The following is a 21706-nucleotide window of genomic DNA, read 5'->3' as shown; positions in this document are numbered from 1 at the left end:
GTGTGTTTAGTTGCTATGAAGAAATAGTTGAACAGGTTTCGCAAGCGTGGAACAAATTCATTTCTGTTCCAGATACGGTTAAAGCATATGCTCTAGAGACTGGATCAAATTGACTTAATCTTTATGCAGATTGGTATTACTTACCCGAATTCACTAATTGTTTTATAGTCAGGTAGGCGGTTAAGGGTTGCTTTAATATGTATTGAGCGTTATTAATTTTTAATCCTAAGGTTAATTAAGGCCATATACTTTATATTAAGAAATCATCGACAAGACTTACTGAAAAGTGATTAGTGTACTCCTTCAACTAAAGTTTATTTTATATTCTCCTCGTTCTAACTAACCATCGATATACACCGATAAAAAACAATGCTGCAGACCCAAAACCACTTAGCAACCATATAAATTTTAGCATGTTTCCGCCAATACTGCCGTCATGCAGTGGGTGTATCCAGTTTTTAATTTTACTAGCCGTGCTTTGCTTATCTATGTTAAAAAGGCTCTCTAGTTCCCCTGTAGATGCATTAACTTCGATATAGCTATGCGGGAAGCGATACGAAGGATCGTTTCTAGTTTGATATCTAAATCTATAAATAGCATTTAAGTTTGATGGTGTTTCAATCCAAGCTAAACGTGCTTCGGGCAATGTTTTTTGAGCTATAAGTATTGCTTGCGATAAGGGAATGCTGGATTGTTTACTGGGTTGTATTTGCTTTATTGAGGGGGAGTTTATATCGCCAACTAGGGCACTTAATATAGGGTCAGTTTGTTTTGGTATGGCAAGTATAACACCTGTAACAGTGAGAACTAATAATGGCGCGCAGAAGCTTAATCCAATTAGTTTATGCCAGTCGTATAGCAAACCTATTTTAGAGCTACGAGACTTAAATTTTAGTGACTTTACCCACTGCCCAGACTTTGGAAGCCAAGCAAGGAATCCAGAAATAAGAAGAACTAATGAGGCTACACCTATATAGCCGACAACAAGTGTGCCTGTCGTTCCCGTTAGTAATGAAAAATGTAGGTTGTACATCCAAGTTACTAGATATTCCCCCCAGTAGTCTTTGCGTATTACTTCATTGCTATTACTAGATAGCCAAACCATTAAGGGAGCAAAACCTTGCTCTTTTGTTTCTATAGGATTGTAATAGCGTGCGGGTACAATTGAATTCATACCTGTATTTTCTAATCGCCATGGCCCAAGCTTGGCAGGGAAATTTTTCCTTAACGTACTGTATGCTTTATCCCAATTAGGTGATTTTGTATCGGCAGTAGTGTGATCAATTGGATTTAACAGTGAGTCTATTTGTGGGTAATAAACTAATACGGAGCCAGAAAGGCTAATAATAGTGAGTAATACGCCTACCGAGAGCCCTAAGTATAAATGTAACCGTCTTGAGGTTTTTCGCCATGAAAGCTTTGGTGTCATCAATTAAATAGCCGTAATGAGTAATGCTGATTTATTGGGCATTAGGAGGTGATCAATTACGCGGTATATTATATGGTTTTTTATATAAGTTGTGCGGCATTTTGTCGCACTTATTAAATTAGGTATTAAAAAGTAAAACGCCAGCTATGGGCTGGCGTTAAAATACAATATTAAAGTTTATTTAAGCTTTAGGTCCTGCATTTTTTATATCGTCTGATACGTCGTACTTAGCAAAGTTCTCAGTGAAGTCAGCGGCAAGCTTTGCTGCATATTCATTGTACTTAGCTTTATCTTCCCACGTATTAATAGGATTAAGTAAATTAGTATCTACACCTGGAACTGCTACCGGTACATCTAGGTTTAAAACATCAATGTGCTGAGTTTCAACACCCGCTAATTTACCAGATACGATTGCATCAATTACTGCACGAGTAGTTGGGATATCAAAACGTTTACCTGTGCCGTAAGGGCCGCCAGTCCAACCTGTATTCACAAGGTACACCTTAGCGCCAAACTCGCGTACACGCTTCATAAGAAGCTCAGCGTAAACACCAGCAGGGCGTGGGAAGAATGGCGCGCCAAAACATGTCGAAAATGTTGATTCAATATCGCTAGTTGAACCAATCTCAGTAGAACCAACTTTTGCTGTGTATCCACTTAAAAAGTGAAAAGCAGCAGCTTCTTCGCTAAGTATAGAAACGGGTGGTAATACACCGCTTACATCACAAGTTAAAAATACAACAGCCTTAGGTTCGCCTGCGCGGTTTTCTACTTTACGTTTTTCAACGTGTTCAAGTGGATATGCTGCACGGCTATTTTGAGTAAGGCTAGTATCGTTAAAATCTGGAACGCCTTTTTCATCTAACACTACATTTTCTAAAATAGTGCCAAAGCGAATAGCATTCCAAATTACAGGTTCATTATTTTGTGAAAGGTCGATACATTTAGCATAACAACCGCCTTCAATATTAAATACGCTGCCAGGTGCCCAACCGTGTTCATCATCGCCAATTAGAAAGCGAGTAGGGTCTGCTGAAAGTGTTGTTTTACCTGTACCAGATAAACCGAAGAATAATGCTGTATCGCCTGCTTCACCAACGTTAGCAGAACAGTGCATTGGTAATACACCTTTTGCTGGAAGCAGGAAGTTTTGTACAGAAAACATCGACTTTTTCATTTCACCGGCGTAACGCATACCTGCTAGTAATACTTTGCGCGCTGCAAAGTTAATAATAACGGTGCCATCACTGTTAGTGCCATCACGCTCTGGCTCACATACAAATGAAGGAACGTTCATTACTTGCCATTGTGGTAAGTTTGAAGCGTTATAGTTCTGCGGTTCAATAAACATGTTTTTGGCAAAAATATGGTGCCACGCTGTTTCTGTAGTTACTACTACAGGTAGGTAATGTTCAGGGTCTGCGCCAACTTCTAGGTGAGAGGTGAAGTGGTCATTACTTTGAACATGTGCTTCTACGCGAGCCCATAAAGCGTCAAATTTGTCTGCATCAAACGGGCGATTAACATTGCCCCATTGAATATCATCTTGAGTAGTCGCTTCTTGAACAATAAAACGATCTTTTGGTGAACGGCCAGTTCGTTTTCCTGTAATTGCAACAAAAGCACCATTTGCGGCTAAAGTACCTTCGCCACGGCGGATCGCATGCTCGACAAGTTCAGCTGCGGTTAAATCGACAAAACGTGTAGCGCCTGTAGTCATGTTTATACCTAACTATGTGTGAGAGTTTGAACGGATAGCTCTGGGGTTATCAGTGCCCTTAAACTGAAATTATAGTAACAGAAGGTTTTAAGATATTCGAGCCCGCAAAGGCCCTAAAAACACATATATTTAAGAAAAAACATGAATAATTTCAATGATACCGGTGTCATGAAATTAGCAGAAATGATGACACCGGTATCATCTTTTTATAATATAAAACCGCATATTTTGCGGCTTTAATTACTATATATAAGTGAAGCTGAATATTTAGTTGAAAATGCTTTTTATATCTTGTTCGTTAAAAAGATATTCTTTTAAACAATAGTGGCAGTTAATATTAACCGAGCCTTTTTCAGCTACATCGTTAAGGAGTTCTTGTTGTCCGATGTTAACAAGAGCCGTAATTGTTTTATCACGGCTACAACCACATTTGAATTTAATTGTTTGGGGCTCAAATACACGAGGGTTATCTTCGTGATATAAGCGTGTAAGCACAGTATTAGCATCAAGATGTAATAGTTCTTCATCTTTAATCGTGTTACTTAATGCTTCTAGATGTGCAAAGTCTTCAATTGATTTTTGTTTATCAACTGGAAGCACTTGTAAAAATAAGCCACATGCCTTTGCACTACCTTCAGTTGTATCGGTTGCAAACCAAAGGCGTGTTTTTAATTGCTCTGACTGCTCAAAGTAACTTTCAATACATTCACTAAGGGTATCGTGCTCTAGTGGCACTATACCCTGATAACGCTCACCTTTATTTGGCGTAATAGTAATCACCATATAGCCTTGACCAATGAGCTCTTTAACGGTTGTGCCCGTAATTTCACTTTGTAGACGAGCGATCCCGCGCATGTTTTGTTTGTCATCGCCATTTATAACTGCATACTTAACAGGGCCATCGCCTTGAAGCTGTACAGCAATTTCACCTTCAAATTTTAATGTGGCGGTTAGTAAGCAGGTCGCAACGAGTAACTCACCTAGCAATGCTTTAACAGGCTCTGGATAATTATGGTCGGCAATCATTTCATTATAAGCACTCTCGATTTGCACGAGTTCGCCACGAACATCTAGTTCGTTGAATAAATAACGGTGAAGTAAATCTTGTTGCATGAGCGGCTATACCTAACTTGATTTCATTTTTAAAAGTTCGCGTCTTTGCTTTTTATCCGGTTTTTTATCCGGATGAGGAGCAAAGAAGCTGTTATTTTTGCGTGCGATGCTGTTCTCTTCGCGTTTAGCGATACTGGCATCAGATTCTTGATACATGGTCTGTGCAATGGGGGCGCTTTGGCGTTTTTCAAGCACTGAAAGTATAGTTATCAGCTTTTCATCTACACCTTGGGCAAGTTTTACCTTTGCGCCAACTTCTACTATTTTACTCGCTTTCGAACGTTGACCATTATAATGTACTTTGCCGCCTTGCACCATTTCACGTGCAACGGCGCGGGTTTTATAAAATCGCGCAGCCCATAACCATTTATCTAATCGAACTTTTAACTCATCCGCATGGTCTGAGTTAGTATTAGCATTACTTTTTTTACTCATAAGGTGTTCCCCACGTTTTATAGCTTAAAATTTATCATGAAATCATCGTAGGATGAAGGTATTACAACAGCCGTTTGTTTTTTATACACAGATGTAAAGTTAATTTAATCTGTTTACAAAGTTTAATATTAGTGTGCTTGTTGAAAGAAAAATGAAAGGGTACTATGGGTACGCGCTAACGCAGTAAATTAAAATAAGAACACTATTTATGGAACAGCAAATCCAACAACTAAAACAATTTTTAACGCGGTTACCGCATGCTAAGTTAAGTGCGTTAGTAACACTGTTAGTTGTTGTTTATCTTGCATTTTTATTATCAAAACTTGTTTGGCTTTTGTGGCCGAAACCATCCGTATCTCTACTTACTCCTACTCATTATGCTAATCAGTCATCTGGTGCGAGTAATAACTCAGCACAGCATATTGTTGAGCAATTCTTATTTGGTAAAAAAACTGTAACAAACAACAATAATACTGCAAAGCAATCGCAGGTTATAAATAATGCGCCAGAAACGCGCTTAAGTATAAACTTAACCGGTATTGTAGCGGTTAATAACGATGATAAAGCAGGTATAGCAATTATTGAATCACAAGGTAAGCAAGTAAGCTATCTTGTTGAAGAAGTAGTATCGGGCACGCGAGCTAAAGTAGCACAGATACTGCCTGACCGTGTTATTTTGGGTGTTAATGGGGGTTTTGAAACATTAATGCTTGATGGGCTCGATTTTAGTAAAAAAGTATCTATGCCTGTACTCGCTGCACGTGATGAGGCTGAAATGGGTCCGCAAAAGTTAGAACCAAGTGAACTACAAATAGATGCCACTGCAGATCCAGAAGTTAAAGAAGCAATTATAGAAACACGTGAAGAGCTGCTCGAAGAACCGGGTAAATTATTTGACTACATACGTGTTTCACAAGCCATGAATGACGGTGAGCTAATTGGGTATCGCTTAAGTCCAGGTAAAGAGCCTGAACTGTTTAAGCAAATGGGATTAAAAAATAACGATTTGGCTATTTCTATAAATGGCTATCAATTAACAGATTTAAAACAGGCTATGTCAGCTATCAACGAGCTGCGTAATAGTACAGATGCCAATATCACTATAGAACGTGATGGTGAACAAATTGATGTGCAATTTAGTCTGCAATAATTTAGCTTTGGAGTTTTAATACAATGGTTCAGGTGCTACACCTCAAAAAAATTAAAAAAGGGTTAGCTAAGTACGCGGCACTTTTTTTGGCGGCAAGTATTTCTTTGTCTGTTTCTGCTGTTGAATATGCTGCTAACTTTAAAGGCACTGATATCAACGAGTTCATTAATATTGTTGGTAAAAACCTTAATAAAACAGTGATTATAGACCCTAACGTGCGCGGCAAAGTAAATGTTCGCAGTTATGAGTTAATGGACGAAGCGCTTTATTATCAGTTCTTTTTAAATGTATTAGAAGTTTATGGCTACTCAGCTGTTGAAATGGATAATGGCATTCTTAAAGTAGAGAAAAGTTCAGACGCTAAAAAATCAAATGTACCACTTATTACCGACGGTAATGAAGCTAGCGGCGACATGATGATTACACGTGTTGTGCGCGTTAAAAATGTAAGTGTACAAGAGCTTGGTCCTTTGGTTCGTCAGTTTAGCGACCAAAAAGATGGCGGCCATGTTGCTAACTTTAACGCGGCTAACGTAATGATGCTAACGGGTCATGCTGCATCAGTTAATCGCTTAGTTGAGATCATTCGCTCTGTTGATCAAGCGGGTGACAAGCGTGTAGACATCGTTAAGCTAAAATATGCGACGGCAGATGATGTTGTCTCTGTAGTAGACAATATTTATAAAGACAGCGGTAAAGGCAGTGTGCCTGAATTTTTAATTCCAAAAGTTGTGGCTGATGGCCGAACTAATAGCGTTATTGTAAGTGGTGAAGGCCAGGCACGTACACGTGCCATAGAGCTTATTAAGCGCTTAGATGGCGAATTAGAAAGCCAAGGTAATACCAAGGTGTTTTACCTAAATTACGCTAAAGCTGAAGATTTAGTCAAAGTATTGCAAGGTGTAAGTAAGTCACTTGTTGAAGATGCACAAGGCGGTACTACTAAAACTCGTAGCAGAAGCAATAATGAAAGCAGTATAGAGTCTCACCCAGACTCAAACTCATTAATTATCACCGCACAGCCAGACACAATGCGATCACTAGAGTCGGTAATTGAACGTCTTGATATTCGCCGAGCGCAAGTATTAGTTGAAGCCATTATTATTGAAGTTATGGAAGGCGATGGTGTTAATTTAGGCCTGCAGTGGATTTCTGAACAAGGCGGTATGTTGCAGTTTAATAATGGTACTACTGTTCCTGTAGGTTCATTAGCTGTTGCCGCTGAGCAAGCACAAGATACAACCGTAACTAAAAATATAATAGGAACTGAGTCAGGTACAGTGACGCCATTTACGGAAACAACAGAAGGTGACTATGGTCCATTAGCTTCCTTACTAAGCGGTATTAATGGTTTAGCGCTGGGCGTTGTTAAAAATGACTGGGGTGCAATTATTCAAGCAGTTGCTACCGACACAAATTCAAATATTTTGGCTACACCGTCTATTACTACAATGGATAACGAAGAAGCATCTATTTTAGTGGGTCAAGAAGTACCTATAATTACAGGCTCACAAACGGGTAGTAATAACGCTAACCCATTCCAAACGGTTGAGCGTCAAGAAGTCGGTATTAAACTAGTTGTTACACCACAGATAAATGATGGCTCTGCAGTACAGCTTACAATTGAGCAAGAAGTATCAAGTGTAAGTGGTGCCACTGCTGTTGATATTTCAGTAAATAAACGTTCAATTAAAACAACGGTAATGGCCGATGATGGCGGTATGGTTGTACTTGGCGGCTTAATAGATGAAGACGTACAAGAAAGTGTTTCTAAGGTGCCGTTATTAGGCGATATCCCTATTTTAGGTCACTTGTTTAGATCAACAAATACAACGCGCCGTAAGCGTAACCTTATTGTGTTTATTCGCCCAACCATTATTCGTGATGGTGTAAGCATGAATAAGTTAAGCTTTAATAAATATAACTTTATTCGTGGTGAGCAGTTTAAGCAAAAAGAAGATGGTATTGAATTAATGCCAATGACTGATACGCCTATTTTACCTGAGTGGAATGACGAATTAGTACTTCCTCCTACGTATGAAGAGTCTCTACGTAAACAAAATGCACAAGAGCGTAAAGATGACTAATGCGATTCAAGAGATAAACCAAGATGTGGTTCATCCTCAAACGCATAATCAGGATGAGCTACTAACCAGCGATGTGTTAGTTGAGTTACCGGCAAAGCGATTACCGTTTTCGTATGCAAGACGCGCTGGTGTGCTACTTGGTAAAAACAAAGATAACCGCATAGTCTACTACCGTGGTGAGCTAAATGCAGAAGTACTGTTAGAAGTGCGTCGTATCGCTGGCCATGGTTTTACACTTGAGCAGTTAGCTGATGATAAATTTGAGCTATTGCTTGAAGCGTCATACCAGCGTGATAGCTCTGAAACACAGCAAATGATGGAAGACATTGGTAACGAGGTCGATTTATTCTCTCTTGCTGATGAGCTCCCGCAAACTGAAGACTTACTGGCGGGCGACGATGACGCACCAATCATCAAGCTTATTAATGCCATGCTTAGCGAAGCGATTAAAGAAGGTGCGTCTGATATTCATATCGAAACCTTCGAGCAGGAACTTGTTATTCGCTTTAGGGTAGATGGTGTACTTAAAGAAGTATTAAAGCCCAATCGTAAACTCGCATCGTTACTTGTATCTCGTATTAAAGTAATGGCTAAGCTTGATATAGCCGAAAAACGTATCCCACAAGATGGTCGTATTAGTTTACGTATTGCCGGGCGTGCAGTTGATGTGCGTGTGTCTACAATGCCATCGAGCTTTGGTGAGCGTGTAGTACTGCGTTTACTTGATAAAAACAACGCGCGTTTAAACCTTGAAGATTTAGGTATGACCGCAGATAACCGTGCATTGTTTTCAGATTTAATTAGTAAACCCCACGGCATTATTTTAGTAACAGGGCCAACGGGCTCTGGTAAAAGTACCACTTTATACGCTGGTATGAGCCAAATTAACTCACGCGATCGCAATATTCTTACCGTTGAAGATCCTATTGAGTACGAAATTCCAGGTATTGGGCAAACACAAGTTAATGCAAAAGTTGATATGACATTTGCACGTGGTTTACGTGCAATATTACGCCAAGATCCTGATGTAGTAATGGTGGGTGAAATACGCGACCTTGAAACTGCGCAAATTGGTGTTCAAGCGTCACTTACCGGCCACCTTGTTATGTCTACTCTGCATACTAATACCGCATCGGGTGCAATTACACGTATGGAAGATATGGGTGTTGAACCATTCTTACTTTCATCGTCGTTACTCGGTGTGTTGTCGCAACGGCTAGTACGTACATTGTGTAATACCTGCAAAGAAGGTCACACGGCTGATGAGCATGAATGCCAGCTGTTAGGGGTTCCTTTTGAAAGCCAACCGACAATTTATCGAGCAGTAGGGTGCGAGGAGTGTAATTTTAATGGTTATCGTGGTCGTACGGGTATTCACGAGTTACTTGTAGTCGATGAAACAATACGCGAAATGATTCACAACGGTAAAGGCGAGCAAAGCGTAGAAAAATACATTCGTAAGCGCAGCCCAAGTATTCGCCAAGATGGGTGTAGCCGTGTACTTGTAGGTAAAACAACACTTGAAGAAGTATTGCGTGTTACCCGTGAGGAAGGTTAACTATGGCGGCGTTTGAATACCGTGCCTTAGATGGCCGAGGTAAAGAAAAAAAAGGCATTTTAGAAGCTGATACAGCTAAACAAATTCGCCAAACTTTACGTGATCAAAAACTTACGCCGCTTGAAGTTGTCCCTGCGGCGCAAAGTGATAAACAAGTCAAAGGTGAAAAAGCCCCTTTACTCGGTGGCTTTTTTAAACCGACAATTTCAACCTCAGACTTAGCACTAATTACAAGGCAATTAGCAACACTTATTCAATCGGCACTCCCTGTTGAAGGCGCTGTTATGGCGGTTGCTGAGCAATGCGAAAAGCCGCGTTTAAAGCGTATGCTTATGTCGGTACGCTCAAAAGTGGTTGAAGGTTACACACTTGCCGATGGTCTTAGTGAGTTTCCTCATGTTTTTGACGACTTATATCGTGCAATGGTAGCCGCAGGCGAAAAGTCGGGTCACCTTGACCAAGTACTTAATCGTTTAGCCGACTATACCGAGCAGCGCCAACATATGCGTAGCCAAATAACTCAGGCTATGGTTTACCCCATTATATTAGTGGTATTTGCAATTGGTATTGTGTCGGTATTACTGGGCACCGTAGTACCAAAAATATTAAAAACGTTTGAAAAAACGAAACAAGTACTTCCTTGGACAACCGAATGGGTTATGGCAGGCAGCCATTTTGTGCAAAATTATTGGTTTATTAGTTTAATAGCGATTACAGCTATAGCCATTGGTATTAAGCATGCACTTAAGCAGCCTAAAATACGTTTTTGGTGGGATGACCGAGTGCTACATATGCCAGGTATAGGTAAAGTGGCTCGTGGTATTAATACCGCACGTTTTGCACGTACTTTAAGTATTCTATCGTCAAGCTCGGTACCATTACTTGAAGGAATGCGTATCTCGGGCGGCGTATTAATTAACGAAAAAATTAAAAAAGCGGTTGCAGATGCATCCGACAGAGTGAGTGAGGGTGCAAGCTTAAGAGCTGCACTTCAGCAAACTAAGTTGTTTCCACCAATGATGCTGCATATGATAGCAAGTGGTGAAAAATCAGGTGAACTAGAGCAAATGTTAGAGCGTGCTGCAAATAACCAAGATCGCGAATTTGAGAGCATGGTTAATGTGTCGCTTAAACTACTAGAGCCTGCGATGATCGCCTCAATGGCGGTTATTGTATTATTTATAGTAATGGCAATATTGCAGCCAATAATGGCGATGAATAAAGCTGTTGGACTTTAAGTTAAAATAATTTTTAAATATATTAATGGTTTTACCTAAACCATTTTTACTTAATGTTTTTAGAATAATGAGGTAATTACGTGAATAAACAATCAGGTTTTTCTTTACTAGAAGTGATGGTGGTACTGGTTATCATCGGAATGATTATGTCAATTGTTGCACCTAACATTATGGGTCAGCAAGAAGAGGCTGCTATCGATAAAGCGCATCTAGATATTCAACAATTAGAAGATGCAATGAGCTTATACAAGCTTAAAAATAAGAGCTACCCAAGCACAGAGCAAGGTCTTGAAGCGCTAGTTACTCAAACAAGCATTGAACCGGTTCCAAAACGTTTCCCTGACGGTGGTTTTATTAATGAATTACCAGAAGATCCATGGGGTAATCTATATCAGCTAATTAGCCCAGGTGAAATTGGCAAGTTTGATATTTTTTCTATGGGCCCAGATGGTGAAGTAGGTACTGATGATGATATCGGTAACTGGGACGAAGAAAAGCAATAATGCTTAAGTACACTGTTTTGTATGAACATGTTAATGCTAGAGGCTTGCTATGAAAGCAAGCCTTAAGCAGCGCCATGCAAAAAGCAGCGGCTTTAGTTTAATAGAAATTTTAGTGGTATTAGTGATCATCGCTTTTGCCACCAAAATGGTGGTATACAGCTTAGAAGGCGGTGCTGAGGAAGAATTAGATACTCAAGCACTCAGGCTGCATACCACCATTAATATGGCATCAGAATTTGCCATTTTAAACCAAGTTGAATTGGGCTTATTAGTAGAGGACAACACGCTAGAGTATTTAGTTTTCGATGGTGAAAAGTGGATTACCTTTGACCGTGAAGATCTTTTTAAACCAATCGAGTTAGATGAAAGATTAAAACTCACTCTTAACTTAGAAGATTTAGCGTGGGCACAAGATAACCTCTTAGAGCAATCTAACTGGCGTGAGCTTATGAGTGGTGGCGATGAAGACAGCTTACTTGAGCTTAAAAAACTGAAAATTCCACAAGTACTTATTTTGTCATCAGGTGAGGTGAGTGCGTTTCAACTTATATTAGAGTTAAAAGATCAAAGCGAGCCTGTGTATTACATTGAAGGTGAATTTACAGCACCCATTAACTTTCGCCGAGAGCCAGAATAATGAAGCGCACTAAAGGGTTTACCTTATTAGAAGTGCTTGTCGCATTAAGTATTTGCGCCATGGCGGGTATAGCGGCAATGCAAGCAACAAGCGAGCATATACATCACTTAACCACTATTGAAGAGCAAACCTATGCATCGTGGGTCGCCGAAAACGTTATTATTGAACAACGTACTAAAGGTGAACAATGGCAAGGTAAAAATAACCTTAAAGGCAGTGAAGTAATGGGCGGTGTTGAATGGTTTTGGCAACAAGAAGTAACCGCTACCGCTGATAAGAGCTTTGTTAAGCTAACAATCAATGTTTTTACGGATGAAAAGTATGAGCATTCGGCATATGAATTATCAACGTATTTAAATAAAGGCAAAAAGTAAGTGAAGCAGCGCGGGTTTACATTACTTGAAGTTATGGTTGCACTGGGTATCTTAGCTTTTGTTATTATTGCTACTCATCAAATACTCGAGACGACAACAAGAGCAAAAGATGCCTCCGATGAAAAAATTGCAGAGTTAAATGGGTTGCAAACTACCTTTAGGTTAATGGATCAAGATTTTAGCCAAATGACCAAACGAGCTGTTCGTAATGAGTCTGGCGATGTTCAAGAACAATACTTACTCGCTGGTCGTTACGTTTTAGAAAGCCAATACGATGGTATCGCGTTTGTACGAGATGGTTGGATAAATCCAATAAACTTATTACCACGTTCAGAACTACAAGCTGTTGGTTACAGAGTGATAGACGATAACCTTGAGCGTGTTTACAGAGTATATGTTGATCAGCTTGATAATATGGAACCACGCGTTCAACGTGTACTGGAGAATATTGAAGAACTTAAGTTTGAGTTTTTAGATGGTAAAAACGAATGGCAAGAGCAATGGGAAATTAAAGCGCTTCCTAAAGCAGTTGCTGTTACGTTACAACAAATAAAAGCAGAGCCGATTCGTCGAGTATTTTTAGTACCAGGGCAGGGCAAGGTTGTTGCTCCACCAAGCACAACACAAGATACGAGCGTGAATAATGGTTAAGCAACAATCATCGCGCGGCGCAGCACTTGTTATTGTTTTATTTATTGTGGCGTTGGCTGCTATTTTGGCGGTAGAGATGAGCGCTAATTTAATGGTGCAAGTGCAAAAAAGTACTAATTTACAAGGTCATCAACAAGCTAAGTGGTATGCCTATGGTGCAGAAGAACTTGCTATTAAAGGGCTTATACAAAGTAAAAAAGATGATGCCGATAAGACAACGCTCGACCAAATATGGGCAACCCAAGGTGATGCTTCATATCCTGTTGATAACGGTACATTGAGTGGCAAAATTACTGACTTACAAGCATGTTTAAATTTAAATGCTTTAGCCATAGCACCAGATACAAACAGCGCGAGTAAAACAAACCCTGCGCACAAAGCACTATTTGCATTACTTGAAAATATTGATGACTTACCTGCTGATGAATCAGAAGAGACAATGGCAGATAGCGTATTCGATTGGCTTGACGAGGACAGCATAACGTATCGCTCAGGTGCAGAGGAAGACGAGTATTTATCACGAGATTTTCCGTACATGACAGCCAATAGTTTATTTGCATCAACATCGGAGCTACGTTTAGTTAAGGGCTTTAATCCATTAGTGATGGAAAAAGTACTGCCATATGTATGTGTAATACCCGGCAGTACGCTTTTATCTATAAATGTAAATACATTAGTACCAGAGCAAGCACTTATACTCAGTGCCTTAATAGAAAGTTTGAGCTTATCTGGTGCAGAAGCGGTGATAGGTGCCAGGCCGCAAACTGGCTTTGACACCATTGATGAATTTTTTGAACAGGTTAAGCAGCAAGGCGGCACTAATACTGACGCAGTAAAAAGTTTATTTAGTATTAAAAGCGAATATTTTAAATTACAAACGCAGGCAAATTTTGTCGACCTGCGTTTTTCGATGACCACATTACTGCACGCTAAAGACGGCGACGTAACGATACTGGCGCGAAAATTTGGAGGCGTACAGTGACAGAAATACTGTTGATCCGCACGGGTCAAACCGAGCAAGAATTACTTAATTGGTTAATTTACTCACCACAAGAACAAGAAATAATAGCCAGTGGCGAGTTACCAAATGCAGAGCATTTAAGTGAGTTAAGCGAAAAAGCACTTACCCGAGAAGTGGTCGTGTTATTACCAAGTGATCAAGTGCAATTAAAAACGGTTGCTTTGCCAACAAAATGGAATCGTAAGCTCGAGCAAGCACTGCCGTATATGCTCGAAGAAGATATAGCATGTGACGTAGATGAACTGTTTATAGCTGTAGCGCAGCCGACAATGCTTGGAGAGCAACATGCAATACGTGTAGCGATGACTGACCGTGAATGGTTTGAACAATGGCTCGCATTATTTACTGAGCATAATTTATCAGTATACAGAATATTACCCGATGCTTTGTTGTTACCAATAGCAGAGGAGGGCGCAGTAACTGCAATTGAGCTCAATAACCAATGGTTATTTAAGCAAGGAGAATGGCATATTAGTGCGGTTGAATCTAGTTGGTTAAATGGCTATTTAACAGCCATGGGTAATCCTGATATTAAACATTTTAGCCCAGCTAATCAGTTTCCTGAAAGCGTTAACTTACAAGCCCAAACGAGTGAGTACGACCTTCCTTTAGCATTATTTGCAAAGCAGCTAGATAGCGTTAAGTTCAACTTACGCCAAGGTATGTATCAGCTTAAAAAACAAAGCGCTTTATGGTGGGGTTACTGGAAAGGCGCCGCAATTATAGCAAGTGTTGCATTGGCCGCTACTATTACAATAAAAGCGATTGAGTTGCATCAACTTAATACACAAGTAGAAGTAGCTAAAGCTCAAGTAGTCGACAGATATCAAAAAGCATTTCCGGGAACTAAAGTTCGTCCTCATTTAATTAAAAGCCAAATTAGAGGCGCATTAGATAAAGTGCGAGGCTCAAGTGAGTCAGGCTTTTTAGACTTAACAACTAACTTGGTTGATGTATTTTCGCAAGTGAGCGAATTTACACCTGAAACACTTCGTTATGACAAGCGTCGCAATGAGTTACGTATTCGTGCACGCGCTAAAGACTTCCAAACCTTTGGTAAAGTAAAAATCATACTTGAAAAACAAGGTTTAACGGTTGAGCAAGGTTCTTTAAATAATGACGGTGATTATGTCGTTGGCGAAATTAAACTGCGAGGTGCAGTATGAAAAAGCAGTTAATGCAACAATGGCGTTCGCTTAAAGAGCAAGAACAGCAGTTAGTAATGGTTGCTGGTGGTGTGTTTATTATTTTTATTTTAGTAATGGGAATATTTAGACCATTAAATAATGCGATAGAAAAAGCACAGCAATCTCAAATAAAACAACAAGAGCTATTAGCTTGGGTTGACGAAAGTATTGTAAAACTAAAAGCCGCAGGCAACACGAGTGTGGCGAGTAATACAAACTTAAGCCAAGTTGTTAATTCTACACGTGGTCGCTATCAAATAAATATTAGTAAAATGCAGCCTAGTACGGGGTCACTTCGTTTAACGCTCGACTCTGTAGAGTTCAATCAATTAATAGAGTGGCTAGATGAGCTAGTAAATCAGCATGGTTTAAAAATCGAAAACTTAGATTTAAGCCGCGATGATAAATCAGGCTATGTGCGTGTAAGCCGTTTAGTATTAGAGAATTAATTAATGAAAAAAATAATAACGTTATCGGCTGTCTTTTTAATTAGTTTTATTGTGTTTTGTATTATTAAATTACCAGCAACTATTGCGCTTGATGTAGCAAAGCCATACTTACCAAAGCAGCTAGAAGTTGGCCAAACTGTAGGTACTGTTTGGCAAGGTCAAATGATGCAAGTTCGCTTTGATGGCGAGCAGTTAAATAATGTGCGCTGGGATATTGCTGGCTGGCAGTTATTTACAGGCAAGTTAAATGCGAATATAAAGTTTGGTAATGCACGAGAGCGCACTGATATTTCGGGATACGCAGATGTAAGCTATGGGCTTTTTAATAAAAAAGTTAAAGTAACTGACGCCTTAGTACGTTCAACAGTAGAGCGTGCAATGCAACGCGTACAACTACCCCTACCTGTAACCGCAAAGGGACGCGTAATTTTAGAGCTTAATGAATACAGCTCAGGCGCACCTTATTGTGATTCATTAAAAGGTGAAATAGCGAGCCCTAATATTGACGTACAAGGCTTAAATGGGTGGTTTAATATTGGTCCTCTGGCTGGCAAGTTAAGCTGTAAGTCGGGCGACGTGGCAATATTAATTGACCCAGATAATACGCTTGGCCTTGAAGCAGATGCTACACTTAAAGCTAATTTCGACTTTAGTGTGGCTGGGTATGTAAAACCAGATGCGAGCTTACCTAAAGATGTACATGATGCGGTTAAATTTTTAGGCCGACCAGATAGCCAAGGTCGTTATCCGCTCAACTTTTAATGTTTGAATATAAAGAGTTTTAATGCAAATACCCCAATTTACTGAGCTGCAAGCAAAGCAGCTCAGCACATTTTTAAATACCCAATCTAAAGCAATGACCCTTGAGCAAAGCCAAGGCTATTTATTTGGTGTTATTTGTTCGCCCACCCCATTAGATGTGCACGAGTGGCTTGAGCAGATATTACCAAGCACAGCCAATGATTTAGATGAAGAAATGCTTTTTTTGTTTATGGCGCTATACCATAAAATTAGTGAGCAAGTATTTGAAACAGGATACAAATTACCCGTTGAGTTTACTCTTGAGTTTTGTAAACCATGGAGCGAAGGCTTTTTAGTGGCTACTAAAGCATATGCAGAGCCACTTTTAAATGCACCTGAGTTAGATGCTGAATTTAAAGAAGCATTAGAGAGTGCATTAAGTACACTGAGCTTTTTTGCTCTTGATCAGCAAGCAATTACTCAGATTGCTCAGCAAAATAGTATGACTAAAGAAGCCTTATGCCAGTATCAATATGAATCAATGGGTGACTTTGCACTAGGCTTTGCGGAGCTCATAGAAGTTGTTGCCATTAACAGTGGTCTAATAACTGATGACAGCTGGGACGAATAGTTTTAGCTTAAGCGCTTAGATAATCTAAGCGCTTAGTTCTAATACAATATCAGTACAGCCTTGCTTACACTTTACCATACCTTTACCAGGCTCGCTGGTGGCTAAATCAAGTGTTAAAACTCCATTACATTTTTCACACTTTAACGTTTTGCCTTGTGCTAATTGTTTAAGCATGTTGCGCTGTTTATGAAATGAGTCGCTTGCTTTTTTATTTAAATTCGAAAAATCCATTACTTAGCTCGCTTTTGCTCTAGTGCGTCAGTCACTATTTTACACACCGTATTTAAACGTTCGTCATAAAAGTAAAGGTTTAAGTCACGTTCACGACAATAGCGTAAGTGAAATAACTGAACAGAGTCATCAGTTGTAAATGTTTTTTCTACGTACTCACCCTCAGATTCAGAAAGCTTTAACTGTGAGCTTATTCTATTTTTAGCCATATTGGCAGCAGGGCTTCTATTAACCTTACTCGCATCACTTAAAAAGCCAATGCCTTCACCTAATAACTTTTCTCGAGGTTCTTTTATAAGAGGGTGGTCGATAGTAAAAAAGGCAAGGATCACAACTACCAAAATAAGAAATTTTTTCATGGATACGTAAACCTTGATCTAAGTAGGGTTGAATTACCATGCAGTGTAATAAACTGCACTTTAAAAGCAAGTAGCTGGGATGAATAAATTATTAGCAATCTATGCCAGTAATTTTAACCAACATTGTTATAATGGTTAACAGCAGTCAGATATTTCTGAAATATCTGAAAGTATTCGAGATGGCAATTTATTAAAGTAAACTTGCTAACTTTAAGTATAGAGTACTTGAGTATTGCTGGGTTTTTATTTCCAAGCGGCGTTGAGGAACTTCGATGGACAAGCAAATTAAAGTAAAGAATATCCCTGTAGAGGTGAAAATCCAAAAATCGGATTTAAGCCGTCAAGATGATAGGTTCAATCCCCGAAATCGTATTTATGTGCGTGCTGTAAAAGGCCTACATCAATTACTTAGGCAGCGCATTGGCTTTTTAGGCCTACTTGCGTTTATGTTACTACCTTGGATTAATTTTAACGGCCAGCAAGCTGTGCTGTTTGATCTAATTGGTCAAAAATACAATATTTTTGGTTTAACGCTATGGCCTCAAGATTTCACCATATTAGCGTTTATCTTTATGCTGGCAGCATTTGCACTATTTTTAGTGACCACCTTTTATGGGCGGGTGTGGTGTGGCTATACCTGCCCGCAAACTGTATGGACCTTTATTTTTATTTGGTTCGAAGAAAAGTTTGAAGGCACGGCTAATCAGCGTAAAAAGCTCGATCAACGCCCTATGAACTTTGATAAGCTTTGGCGAAAAACAGCAAAGCATACTAGTTGGGTATTGTTTTCGTTGTATACGGCTATTTCTTTTGTGGGTTACTTTACGCCTATAAGAGAATTACTTCCTGATTTTGTCACTTTTAATGTAGGTGGTTATGCACTAGTAAGCATTATATTCTTTGCAGCATGTACCTATGGCAACGCAGGTTGGATGCGAGAAATTATGTGTTTACATATTTGTCCTTACTCACGTTTTCAATCAGCTATGTTTGATAAAGACACATACACAGTAACGTACGATGAAAGCCGTGGTGAAAGCCGTGGTCCGCGCTCACGTAAAGTAGACCATAAAGATTTAGAGCTGGGCGATTGTATAGACTGTAATTTGTGTGTTCAAGTATGCCCAACCGGTATTGATATTAGAAACGGGCTACAAGCTGAGTGTATTAACTGTGGTGCATGTATTGATGCATGTGATGGCGTAATGGACAAAATGGAATACCCGCGTGGACTTATTTCATATACGACTGAGCGAAACCTCGAAACGCCAGAAAATAAAACGAATCCACTACGAGCTAAAATCATCGGTTACACGGTCATACTTGTTGTGCTTACTGGAGCGCTTGTCGCTAATATAGCACTGCGTAAAACAATGGACTTTGATATTATTCGTGATCGAAACCAATTATATCGTGTCGATTTTGATGGTTTGGTAGAGAACACGTATACGTTAAAGGTAATTAATAAAGCGCAGTACGAGCAAACCTTTAATATTAAAGTGCAAGGTTTAGATAACTTTAAGTATATAGGGAAGCAATCATTTACTGTGCAAGCAGGTGAGTCTCATAATGTACCATTGTCACTTGTAATGGACCCTTATGATTTAAAAGCGCCAATGACAGAGTTTAACTTTGTGCTTTCGCCGGTTAGTGAGCCAGATGAAACAATATCGCAGCCAAGTAACTTTTTTAAAGCGCGGTAATAACAATCTGCCTTTATGGTAGGCTGGTATAGCAATTAACAAAAGCGGGTATATAACCCGCTTTTATTTTATATAAGAAGAGTATGAGTAAATTTAGTTTTATTGATTTAACACCCGACCTAATACTCGATGCAATAGAAAGCGTAGGTGTGTACGCCGAGTCAGGTTTATTGGCGCTCAATAGCTATGAAAACAGAGTGTACCAATTTAAAGCCGATGATGGTCTGCGTTACGTAGTGAAGTTTTATCGACCAGAGCGTTGGAGTAGGGAGCAAATTCAAGAAGAACATGATTTTGCATTTGAACTAGCAGAAGCAGAAGTGCCTGTTGTAGCCCCTATTTTATATAATGGGCAAAGCTTGTTTGAACACGAAGGTTATTTGTTTGTGTTGTTTCCAAGTGTCGGCGGGCGTTTATTTGAGGTAGATAATTTAGATCAGCTTGATGTAATGGGGCGTTTAATTGGCCGTATGCACCAAGTCGCTAAAACAAAACCTTTTACTTACAGACCAACAGTTACCTGCGATGAGTATTTGCATACAGCCAAAGTTCATCTACAAAAAAGTAACTTAGTGCCGATGGGAATAAATACTGCTTTTTATACTATTTTAGATTTAGTGATAGAGCAGGCGCAAAAACAGTATAAAGATGTGCAAAGTATTCGCTTACATGGTGACTGCCACGTTGGTAATATTTTGTGGGCAGGCGATGCACTGATGTTTGTTGATTTAGATGATAGCCGCCAAGGGCCTGCAATACAAGATTTATGGATGATGCTCAGTGGCGATAGAGCGACGCAACTGTTACAGTTAGACACCCTTGTGAATGCGTATGAAGAGTTTTGTGATTTTGATCACTCTCAACTCAAATTAATTGAACCGCTGCGAGCGATGCGTATTATCCATTACATGGGATGGGTAGCTAAACGATGGAGTGATCCTGCCTTTGTGCGGAACTTTACATGGTTTGCTGATGACAAATACTGGGAGCAACAAATTTTAGCACTGAAGGAGCAACTTGCAGCACTGCAAGAAGCACCGTTAAAATTATTGCCGTAATATTTTATTTAAAGACAAGTACAACGAGATACCAATGCTTAAAAAATTAAAACTGAGTTTATTACTTTTATGTTTACCATTTGCAGCATTTGCTGCGCAGTTTGAAGTTGATAATCAATACACCGTTATTGATGTGGATAAAAGTGCATCACCGCAAGTAACTGAATTTTTCTCATATTATTGCCCGCATTGTTTTAAGTTTGAACCAGTAGCTAAAGCAATTGAACAAGGTCTGCCAGAAGGCGCTAAGTTTATTAAAAACCACGTTAACTTTTTAGGTGGTGTGTCGCCGCAAGCTCAAAGTAACTTAAGCTTTGCTTATTTAATTGCTAAACAGCATGGTCAGGCGCAGAGCATTAGCGATCAAATTTTTAAAAGTATTCATGTCCAACGTGCACCTTTAACTGAAATGAAAGACGTTAAAAAACTACTTGAAGTAAATGGTATTGATAGCGCAACGTTCGATCAAGACATGGCAAGCATGCCAGTAATTGCTGCTGAGCAAGCATTACAAGATAATCAAAACAAATATTCAAAATTAGGTGCCTTAACGGGCGTTCCTACTTTTATTGTTAACGACAAATATAAAATAAACCTCAACACCATCAAAAATCAAAAAGAACTTGATGAGTTAGTTGCGTTTTTATTAGCACTATAAATTTCGGAGCATAATAATGATTAAATTAGTTAAAGCAGGTTTGCTTGCAGTACTACTTCCTATGGCGGCAACAAGCTTTGCAGCAACGTATGAAGAAGGCGTGCATTACGACGTTGTTTCTGAGCGCGCAACTAAAAAGCCAGAAATTAAAGAGTTTTTCTCATTTTACTGCCCTGCATGTAACAACATGGAAGCAGTAATTGGTGAGTTTAAGCCTAAGCTTGATAAAAACGTTAAATTTAAAAAGAGCCATGTTGATTTCGTAGGTGTACGCGACCCAGAAAATCAACAGATGATGAGCCAGGCACTTGCTACTGCAGAAGTGCTTCCACAAAAAGATCAGATTATTTCTGCAATCTTTAACCACATTCATACCAAACGCGCTAAATTTAATGAGCTTGCAGATGTAAAAGACATATTTGTAGCACAGGGCGTTGATGGCGATAAGTTTGATAAACTTTTCAAAAGCTTCTCGGTACGTACGCTAAGCTCTAAAATGAAACGTGATCAGGACTACTTTAAAGAAAAAGGCGCACTACGTGGCGTACCTACCTTTATTGTAAATGGTAAGTATAAATTAAACCTAGGCCGTGAGTCGGGTATTACTGAACCAGAAGATATTAGCAAACTGATTAATTACTTAGCTAGCAAATAAATTTAGCTAAAACTAAAAAAAGCTCCTATAAGGAGCTAATGCCGATCATTTAAGAAATAGTTAATAGCACTTGAACGATCTTCTAGGTATGTAAGAATCCGAATTCTTTTGTAGAATT

General features: G+C 39.3%; 23 protein-coding genes. 17 read left to right on the top strand and 6 right to left on the bottom strand.

Annotation, left to right across the window (positions count from 1 at the left end; all coding sequences use genetic code 11):
• Positions 1 to 319: 319 nt before the first annotated feature.
• The 4 genes from GQR55_RS17490 to hslR form a co-directional block, all read right to left on the bottom strand.
• Positions 320 to 1429, bottom strand: coding sequence for a PepSY-associated TM helix domain-containing protein (locus GQR55_RS17490; protein WP_166421606.1), 1110 nt, complete (start codon positions 1427 to 1429; stop codon positions 320 to 322).
• Between the two features lie 181 nt (positions 1430 to 1610).
• Positions 1611 to 3149 carry a phosphoenolpyruvate carboxykinase gene (locus GQR55_RS17485; protein ID WP_166421605.1) on the bottom strand — a complete coding sequence of 513 codons (1539 nt, stop codon included), beginning with the start codon at positions 3147 to 3149 and terminating at the stop codon, positions 1611 to 1613.
• A gap of 267 nt (positions 3150 to 3416) precedes the next feature.
• Positions 3417 to 4262 carry an Hsp33 family molecular chaperone HslO gene (gene hslO / locus GQR55_RS17480; protein ID WP_166421604.1) on the bottom strand — a complete coding sequence of 282 codons (846 nt, stop codon included), beginning with the start codon at positions 4260 to 4262 and terminating at the stop codon, positions 3417 to 3419.
• Positions 4263 to 4274: 12 nt separating this feature from the next.
• Positions 4275 to 4697 carry a ribosome-associated heat shock protein Hsp15 gene (gene hslR, locus GQR55_RS17475; RefSeq protein WP_166421603.1) on the bottom strand — a complete coding sequence of 141 codons (423 nt, stop codon included), beginning with the start codon at positions 4695 to 4697 and terminating at the stop codon, positions 4275 to 4277.
• A gap of 208 nt (positions 4698 to 4905) precedes the next feature.
• Between hslR and gspC the strand changes: the two genes are divergently transcribed.
• The 13 genes from gspC (at position 4906) to GQR55_RS17410 (ending at position 16924) form a co-directional block, all read left to right on the top strand.
• Positions 4906 to 5847 carry a type II secretion system protein GspC gene (gene gspC, locus GQR55_RS17470; RefSeq protein WP_166421602.1) on the top strand — a complete coding sequence of 314 codons (942 nt, stop codon included), beginning with the start codon at positions 4906 to 4908 and terminating at the stop codon, positions 5845 to 5847.
• A 23-nt stretch (positions 5848 to 5870) separates the two neighbouring features.
• Complete coding sequence (gene gspD / locus GQR55_RS17465; protein ID WP_166421601.1) at positions 5871 to 7934, top strand: type II secretion system secretin GspD; 2064 nt, start codon at positions 5871 to 5873, stop codon at positions 7932 to 7934.
• On the top strand, positions 7927 to 9492 hold the full coding sequence (gene gspE / locus GQR55_RS17460; protein WP_166421600.1) for a type II secretion system ATPase GspE: 1566 nt from the start codon (positions 7927 to 7929) through the stop codon (positions 9490 to 9492). The genes gspD and gspE overlap by 8 nt, the downstream gene beginning before the upstream one ends.
• 2 nt (positions 9493 to 9494) lie before the next feature.
• Positions 9495 to 10730, top strand: a complete 1236-nt coding sequence (gene gspF / locus GQR55_RS17455; RefSeq protein WP_002962033.1) for a type II secretion system inner membrane protein GspF — start codon at positions 9495 to 9497, stop codon at positions 10728 to 10730.
• 80 nt (positions 10731 to 10810) lie between these two features.
• The gene (gspG, locus tag GQR55_RS17450) at positions 10811 to 11233 is read left to right on the top strand and encodes a type II secretion system major pseudopilin GspG (RefSeq protein ID WP_007586585.1); all 423 of its coding nucleotides are present in this window, start codon (positions 10811 to 10813) and stop codon (positions 11231 to 11233) included.
• 49 nt (positions 11234 to 11282) lie between these two features.
• On the top strand, positions 11283 to 11870 hold the full coding sequence (locus tag GQR55_RS17445) for a prepilin-type N-terminal cleavage/methylation domain-containing protein (RefSeq protein WP_166421599.1): 588 nt from the start codon (positions 11283 to 11285) through the stop codon (positions 11868 to 11870).
• The gene (gene gspI, locus GQR55_RS17440) at positions 11870 to 12244 is read left to right on the top strand and encodes a type II secretion system minor pseudopilin GspI (RefSeq protein WP_002962039.1); all 375 of its coding nucleotides are present in this window, start codon (positions 11870 to 11872) and stop codon (positions 12242 to 12244) included. The genes GQR55_RS17445 and gspI overlap by 1 nt, the downstream gene beginning before the upstream one ends.
• Positions 12245 to 12895: a type II secretion system minor pseudopilin GspJ gene (gspJ, locus tag GQR55_RS17435; RefSeq protein WP_166421598.1), complete on the top strand. Its 651-nt coding sequence runs from the start codon at positions 12245 to 12247 to the stop codon at positions 12893 to 12895.
• A complete protein-coding gene (gspK, locus tag GQR55_RS17430) occupies positions 12888 to 13877 on the top strand; it encodes a type II secretion system minor pseudopilin GspK (protein ID WP_166421597.1) in 990 nt (329 codons plus the stop codon). The genes gspJ and gspK overlap by 8 nt, the downstream gene beginning before the upstream one ends.
• Complete coding sequence (gspL, locus tag GQR55_RS17425) at positions 13874 to 15082, top strand: type II secretion system protein GspL (protein ID WP_166421596.1); 1209 nt, start codon at positions 13874 to 13876, stop codon at positions 15080 to 15082. The genes gspK and gspL overlap by 4 nt, the downstream gene beginning before the upstream one ends.
• Positions 15079 to 15552 carry a type II secretion system protein M gene (locus GQR55_RS17420; protein ID WP_166421595.1) on the top strand — a complete coding sequence of 158 codons (474 nt, stop codon included), beginning with the start codon at positions 15079 to 15081 and terminating at the stop codon, positions 15550 to 15552. Before gspL ends, GQR55_RS17420 begins: the two co-directional genes overlap by 4 nt.
• A 3-nt stretch (positions 15553 to 15555) precedes the next feature.
• The gene (locus GQR55_RS17415; RefSeq protein ID WP_166421594.1) at positions 15556 to 16314 is read left to right on the top strand and encodes a type II secretion system protein N; all 759 of its coding nucleotides are present in this window, start codon (positions 15556 to 15558) and stop codon (positions 16312 to 16314) included.
• A 22-nt stretch (positions 16315 to 16336) separates the two neighbouring features.
• Positions 16337 to 16924 (top strand): UPF0149 family protein, encoded by a 588-nt coding sequence (locus GQR55_RS17410; protein ID WP_166421593.1) that lies wholly within the window; start codon positions 16337 to 16339, stop codon positions 16922 to 16924.
• 24 nt (positions 16925 to 16948) lie between these two features.
• Here the strand turns inward: GQR55_RS17410 and GQR55_RS17405 are convergent, their stop codons facing one another.
• Both GQR55_RS17405 and GQR55_RS17400 read right to left on the bottom strand, forming a co-directional pair.
• The gene (locus GQR55_RS17405) at positions 16949 to 17155 is read right to left on the bottom strand and encodes a hypothetical protein (protein ID WP_166421592.1); all 207 of its coding nucleotides are present in this window, start codon (positions 17153 to 17155) and stop codon (positions 16949 to 16951) included.
• A complete protein-coding gene (locus GQR55_RS17400) occupies positions 17155 to 17514 on the bottom strand; it encodes a hypothetical protein (RefSeq protein WP_166421591.1) in 360 nt (119 codons plus the stop codon). Before GQR55_RS17400 ends, GQR55_RS17405 begins: the two co-directional genes overlap by 1 nt.
• A gap of 272 nt (positions 17515 to 17786) precedes the next feature.
• Between GQR55_RS17400 and ccoG the strand changes: the two genes are divergently transcribed.
• The 4 genes from ccoG (at position 17787) to GQR55_RS17380 (ending at position 21588) form a co-directional block, all read left to right on the top strand.
• On the top strand, positions 17787 to 19217 hold the full coding sequence (gene ccoG, locus GQR55_RS17395; RefSeq protein ID WP_166421590.1) for a cytochrome c oxidase accessory protein CcoG: 1431 nt from the start codon (positions 17787 to 17789) through the stop codon (positions 19215 to 19217).
• 83 nt (positions 19218 to 19300) lie between these two features.
• Positions 19301 to 20275: a serine/threonine protein kinase gene (locus GQR55_RS17390; protein ID WP_166421589.1), complete on the top strand. Its 975-nt coding sequence runs from the start codon at positions 19301 to 19303 to the stop codon at positions 20273 to 20275.
• A 34-nt stretch (positions 20276 to 20309) separates the two neighbouring features.
• Complete coding sequence (locus GQR55_RS17385) at positions 20310 to 20933, top strand: thiol:disulfide interchange protein DsbA/DsbL (RefSeq protein ID WP_166421588.1); 624 nt, start codon at positions 20310 to 20312, stop codon at positions 20931 to 20933.
• A 16-nt stretch (positions 20934 to 20949) separates the two neighbouring features.
• Positions 20950 to 21588 (top strand): thiol:disulfide interchange protein DsbA/DsbL, encoded by a 639-nt coding sequence (locus tag GQR55_RS17380; protein WP_166421587.1) that lies wholly within the window; start codon positions 20950 to 20952, stop codon positions 21586 to 21588.
• Positions 21589 to 21706 lie beyond the last annotated feature (118 nt).

The sequence above is a fragment of the Pseudoalteromonas sp. Z1A8 genome, assembly GCF_011378855.1.
Taxonomy (GTDB): domain Bacteria; phylum Pseudomonadota; class Gammaproteobacteria; order Enterobacterales; family Alteromonadaceae; genus Pseudoalteromonas.
This window is presented reverse-complemented; position numbering and strand designations above follow the sequence as displayed.

Coding starts and splice junctions, on each gene's coding strand:
- GQR55_RS17445 (WP_166421599.1), top strand. CDS start 11,283: ATGAAAGCAAGCCTTAAGCAGCGCCATGCAAAAAGCAGCGGCTTTAGT.
- gspC (WP_166421602.1), top strand. CDS start 4,906: ATGGAACAGCAAATCCAACAACTAAAACAATTTTTAACGCGGTTACCG.
- gspE (WP_166421600.1), top strand. CDS start 7,927: ATGACTAATGCGATTCAAGAGATAAACCAAGATGTGGTTCATCCTCAA.
- GQR55_RS17485 (WP_166421605.1), bottom strand. CDS start 3,149: ATGACTACAGGCGCTACACGTTTTGTCGATTTAACCGCAGCTGAACTT.
- GQR55_RS17410 (WP_166421593.1), top strand. CDS start 16,337: ATGCAAATACCCCAATTTACTGAGCTGCAAGCAAAGCAGCTCAGCACA.
- hslR (WP_166421603.1), bottom strand. CDS start 4,697: ATGAGTAAAAAAAGTAATGCTAATACTAACTCAGACCATGCGGATGAG.
- gspI (WP_002962039.1), top strand. CDS start 11,870: ATGAAGCGCACTAAAGGGTTTACCTTATTAGAAGTGCTTGTCGCATTA.
- GQR55_RS17390 (WP_166421589.1), top strand. CDS start 19,301: ATGAGTAAATTTAGTTTTATTGATTTAACACCCGACCTAATACTCGAT.
- GQR55_RS17400 (WP_166421591.1), bottom strand. CDS start 17,514: ATGAAAAAATTTCTTATTTTGGTAGTTGTGATCCTTGCCTTTTTTACT.
- gspD (WP_166421601.1), top strand. CDS start 5,871: ATGGTTCAGGTGCTACACCTCAAAAAAATTAAAAAAGGGTTAGCTAAG.
- GQR55_RS17385 (WP_166421588.1), top strand. CDS start 20,310: ATGCTTAAAAAATTAAAACTGAGTTTATTACTTTTATGTTTACCATTT.
- ccoG (WP_166421590.1), top strand. CDS start 17,787: ATGGACAAGCAAATTAAAGTAAAGAATATCCCTGTAGAGGTGAAAATC.
- GQR55_RS17420 (WP_166421595.1), top strand. CDS start 15,079: ATGAAAAAGCAGTTAATGCAACAATGGCGTTCGCTTAAAGAGCAAGAA.
- GQR55_RS17405 (WP_166421592.1), bottom strand. CDS start 17,155: ATGGATTTTTCGAATTTAAATAAAAAAGCAAGCGACTCATTTCATAAA.
- gspK (WP_166421597.1), top strand. CDS start 12,888: ATGGTTAAGCAACAATCATCGCGCGGCGCAGCACTTGTTATTGTTTTA.
- gspF (WP_002962033.1), top strand. CDS start 9,495: ATGGCGGCGTTTGAATACCGTGCCTTAGATGGCCGAGGTAAAGAAAAA.
- GQR55_RS17380 (WP_166421587.1), top strand. CDS start 20,950: ATGATTAAATTAGTTAAAGCAGGTTTGCTTGCAGTACTACTTCCTATG.
- hslO (WP_166421604.1), bottom strand. CDS start 4,262: ATGCAACAAGATTTACTTCACCGTTATTTATTCAACGAACTAGATGTT.
- GQR55_RS17415 (WP_166421594.1), top strand. CDS start 15,556: ATGAAAAAAATAATAACGTTATCGGCTGTCTTTTTAATTAGTTTTATT.
- GQR55_RS17490 (WP_166421606.1), bottom strand. CDS start 1,429: ATGACACCAAAGCTTTCATGGCGAAAAACCTCAAGACGGTTACATTTA.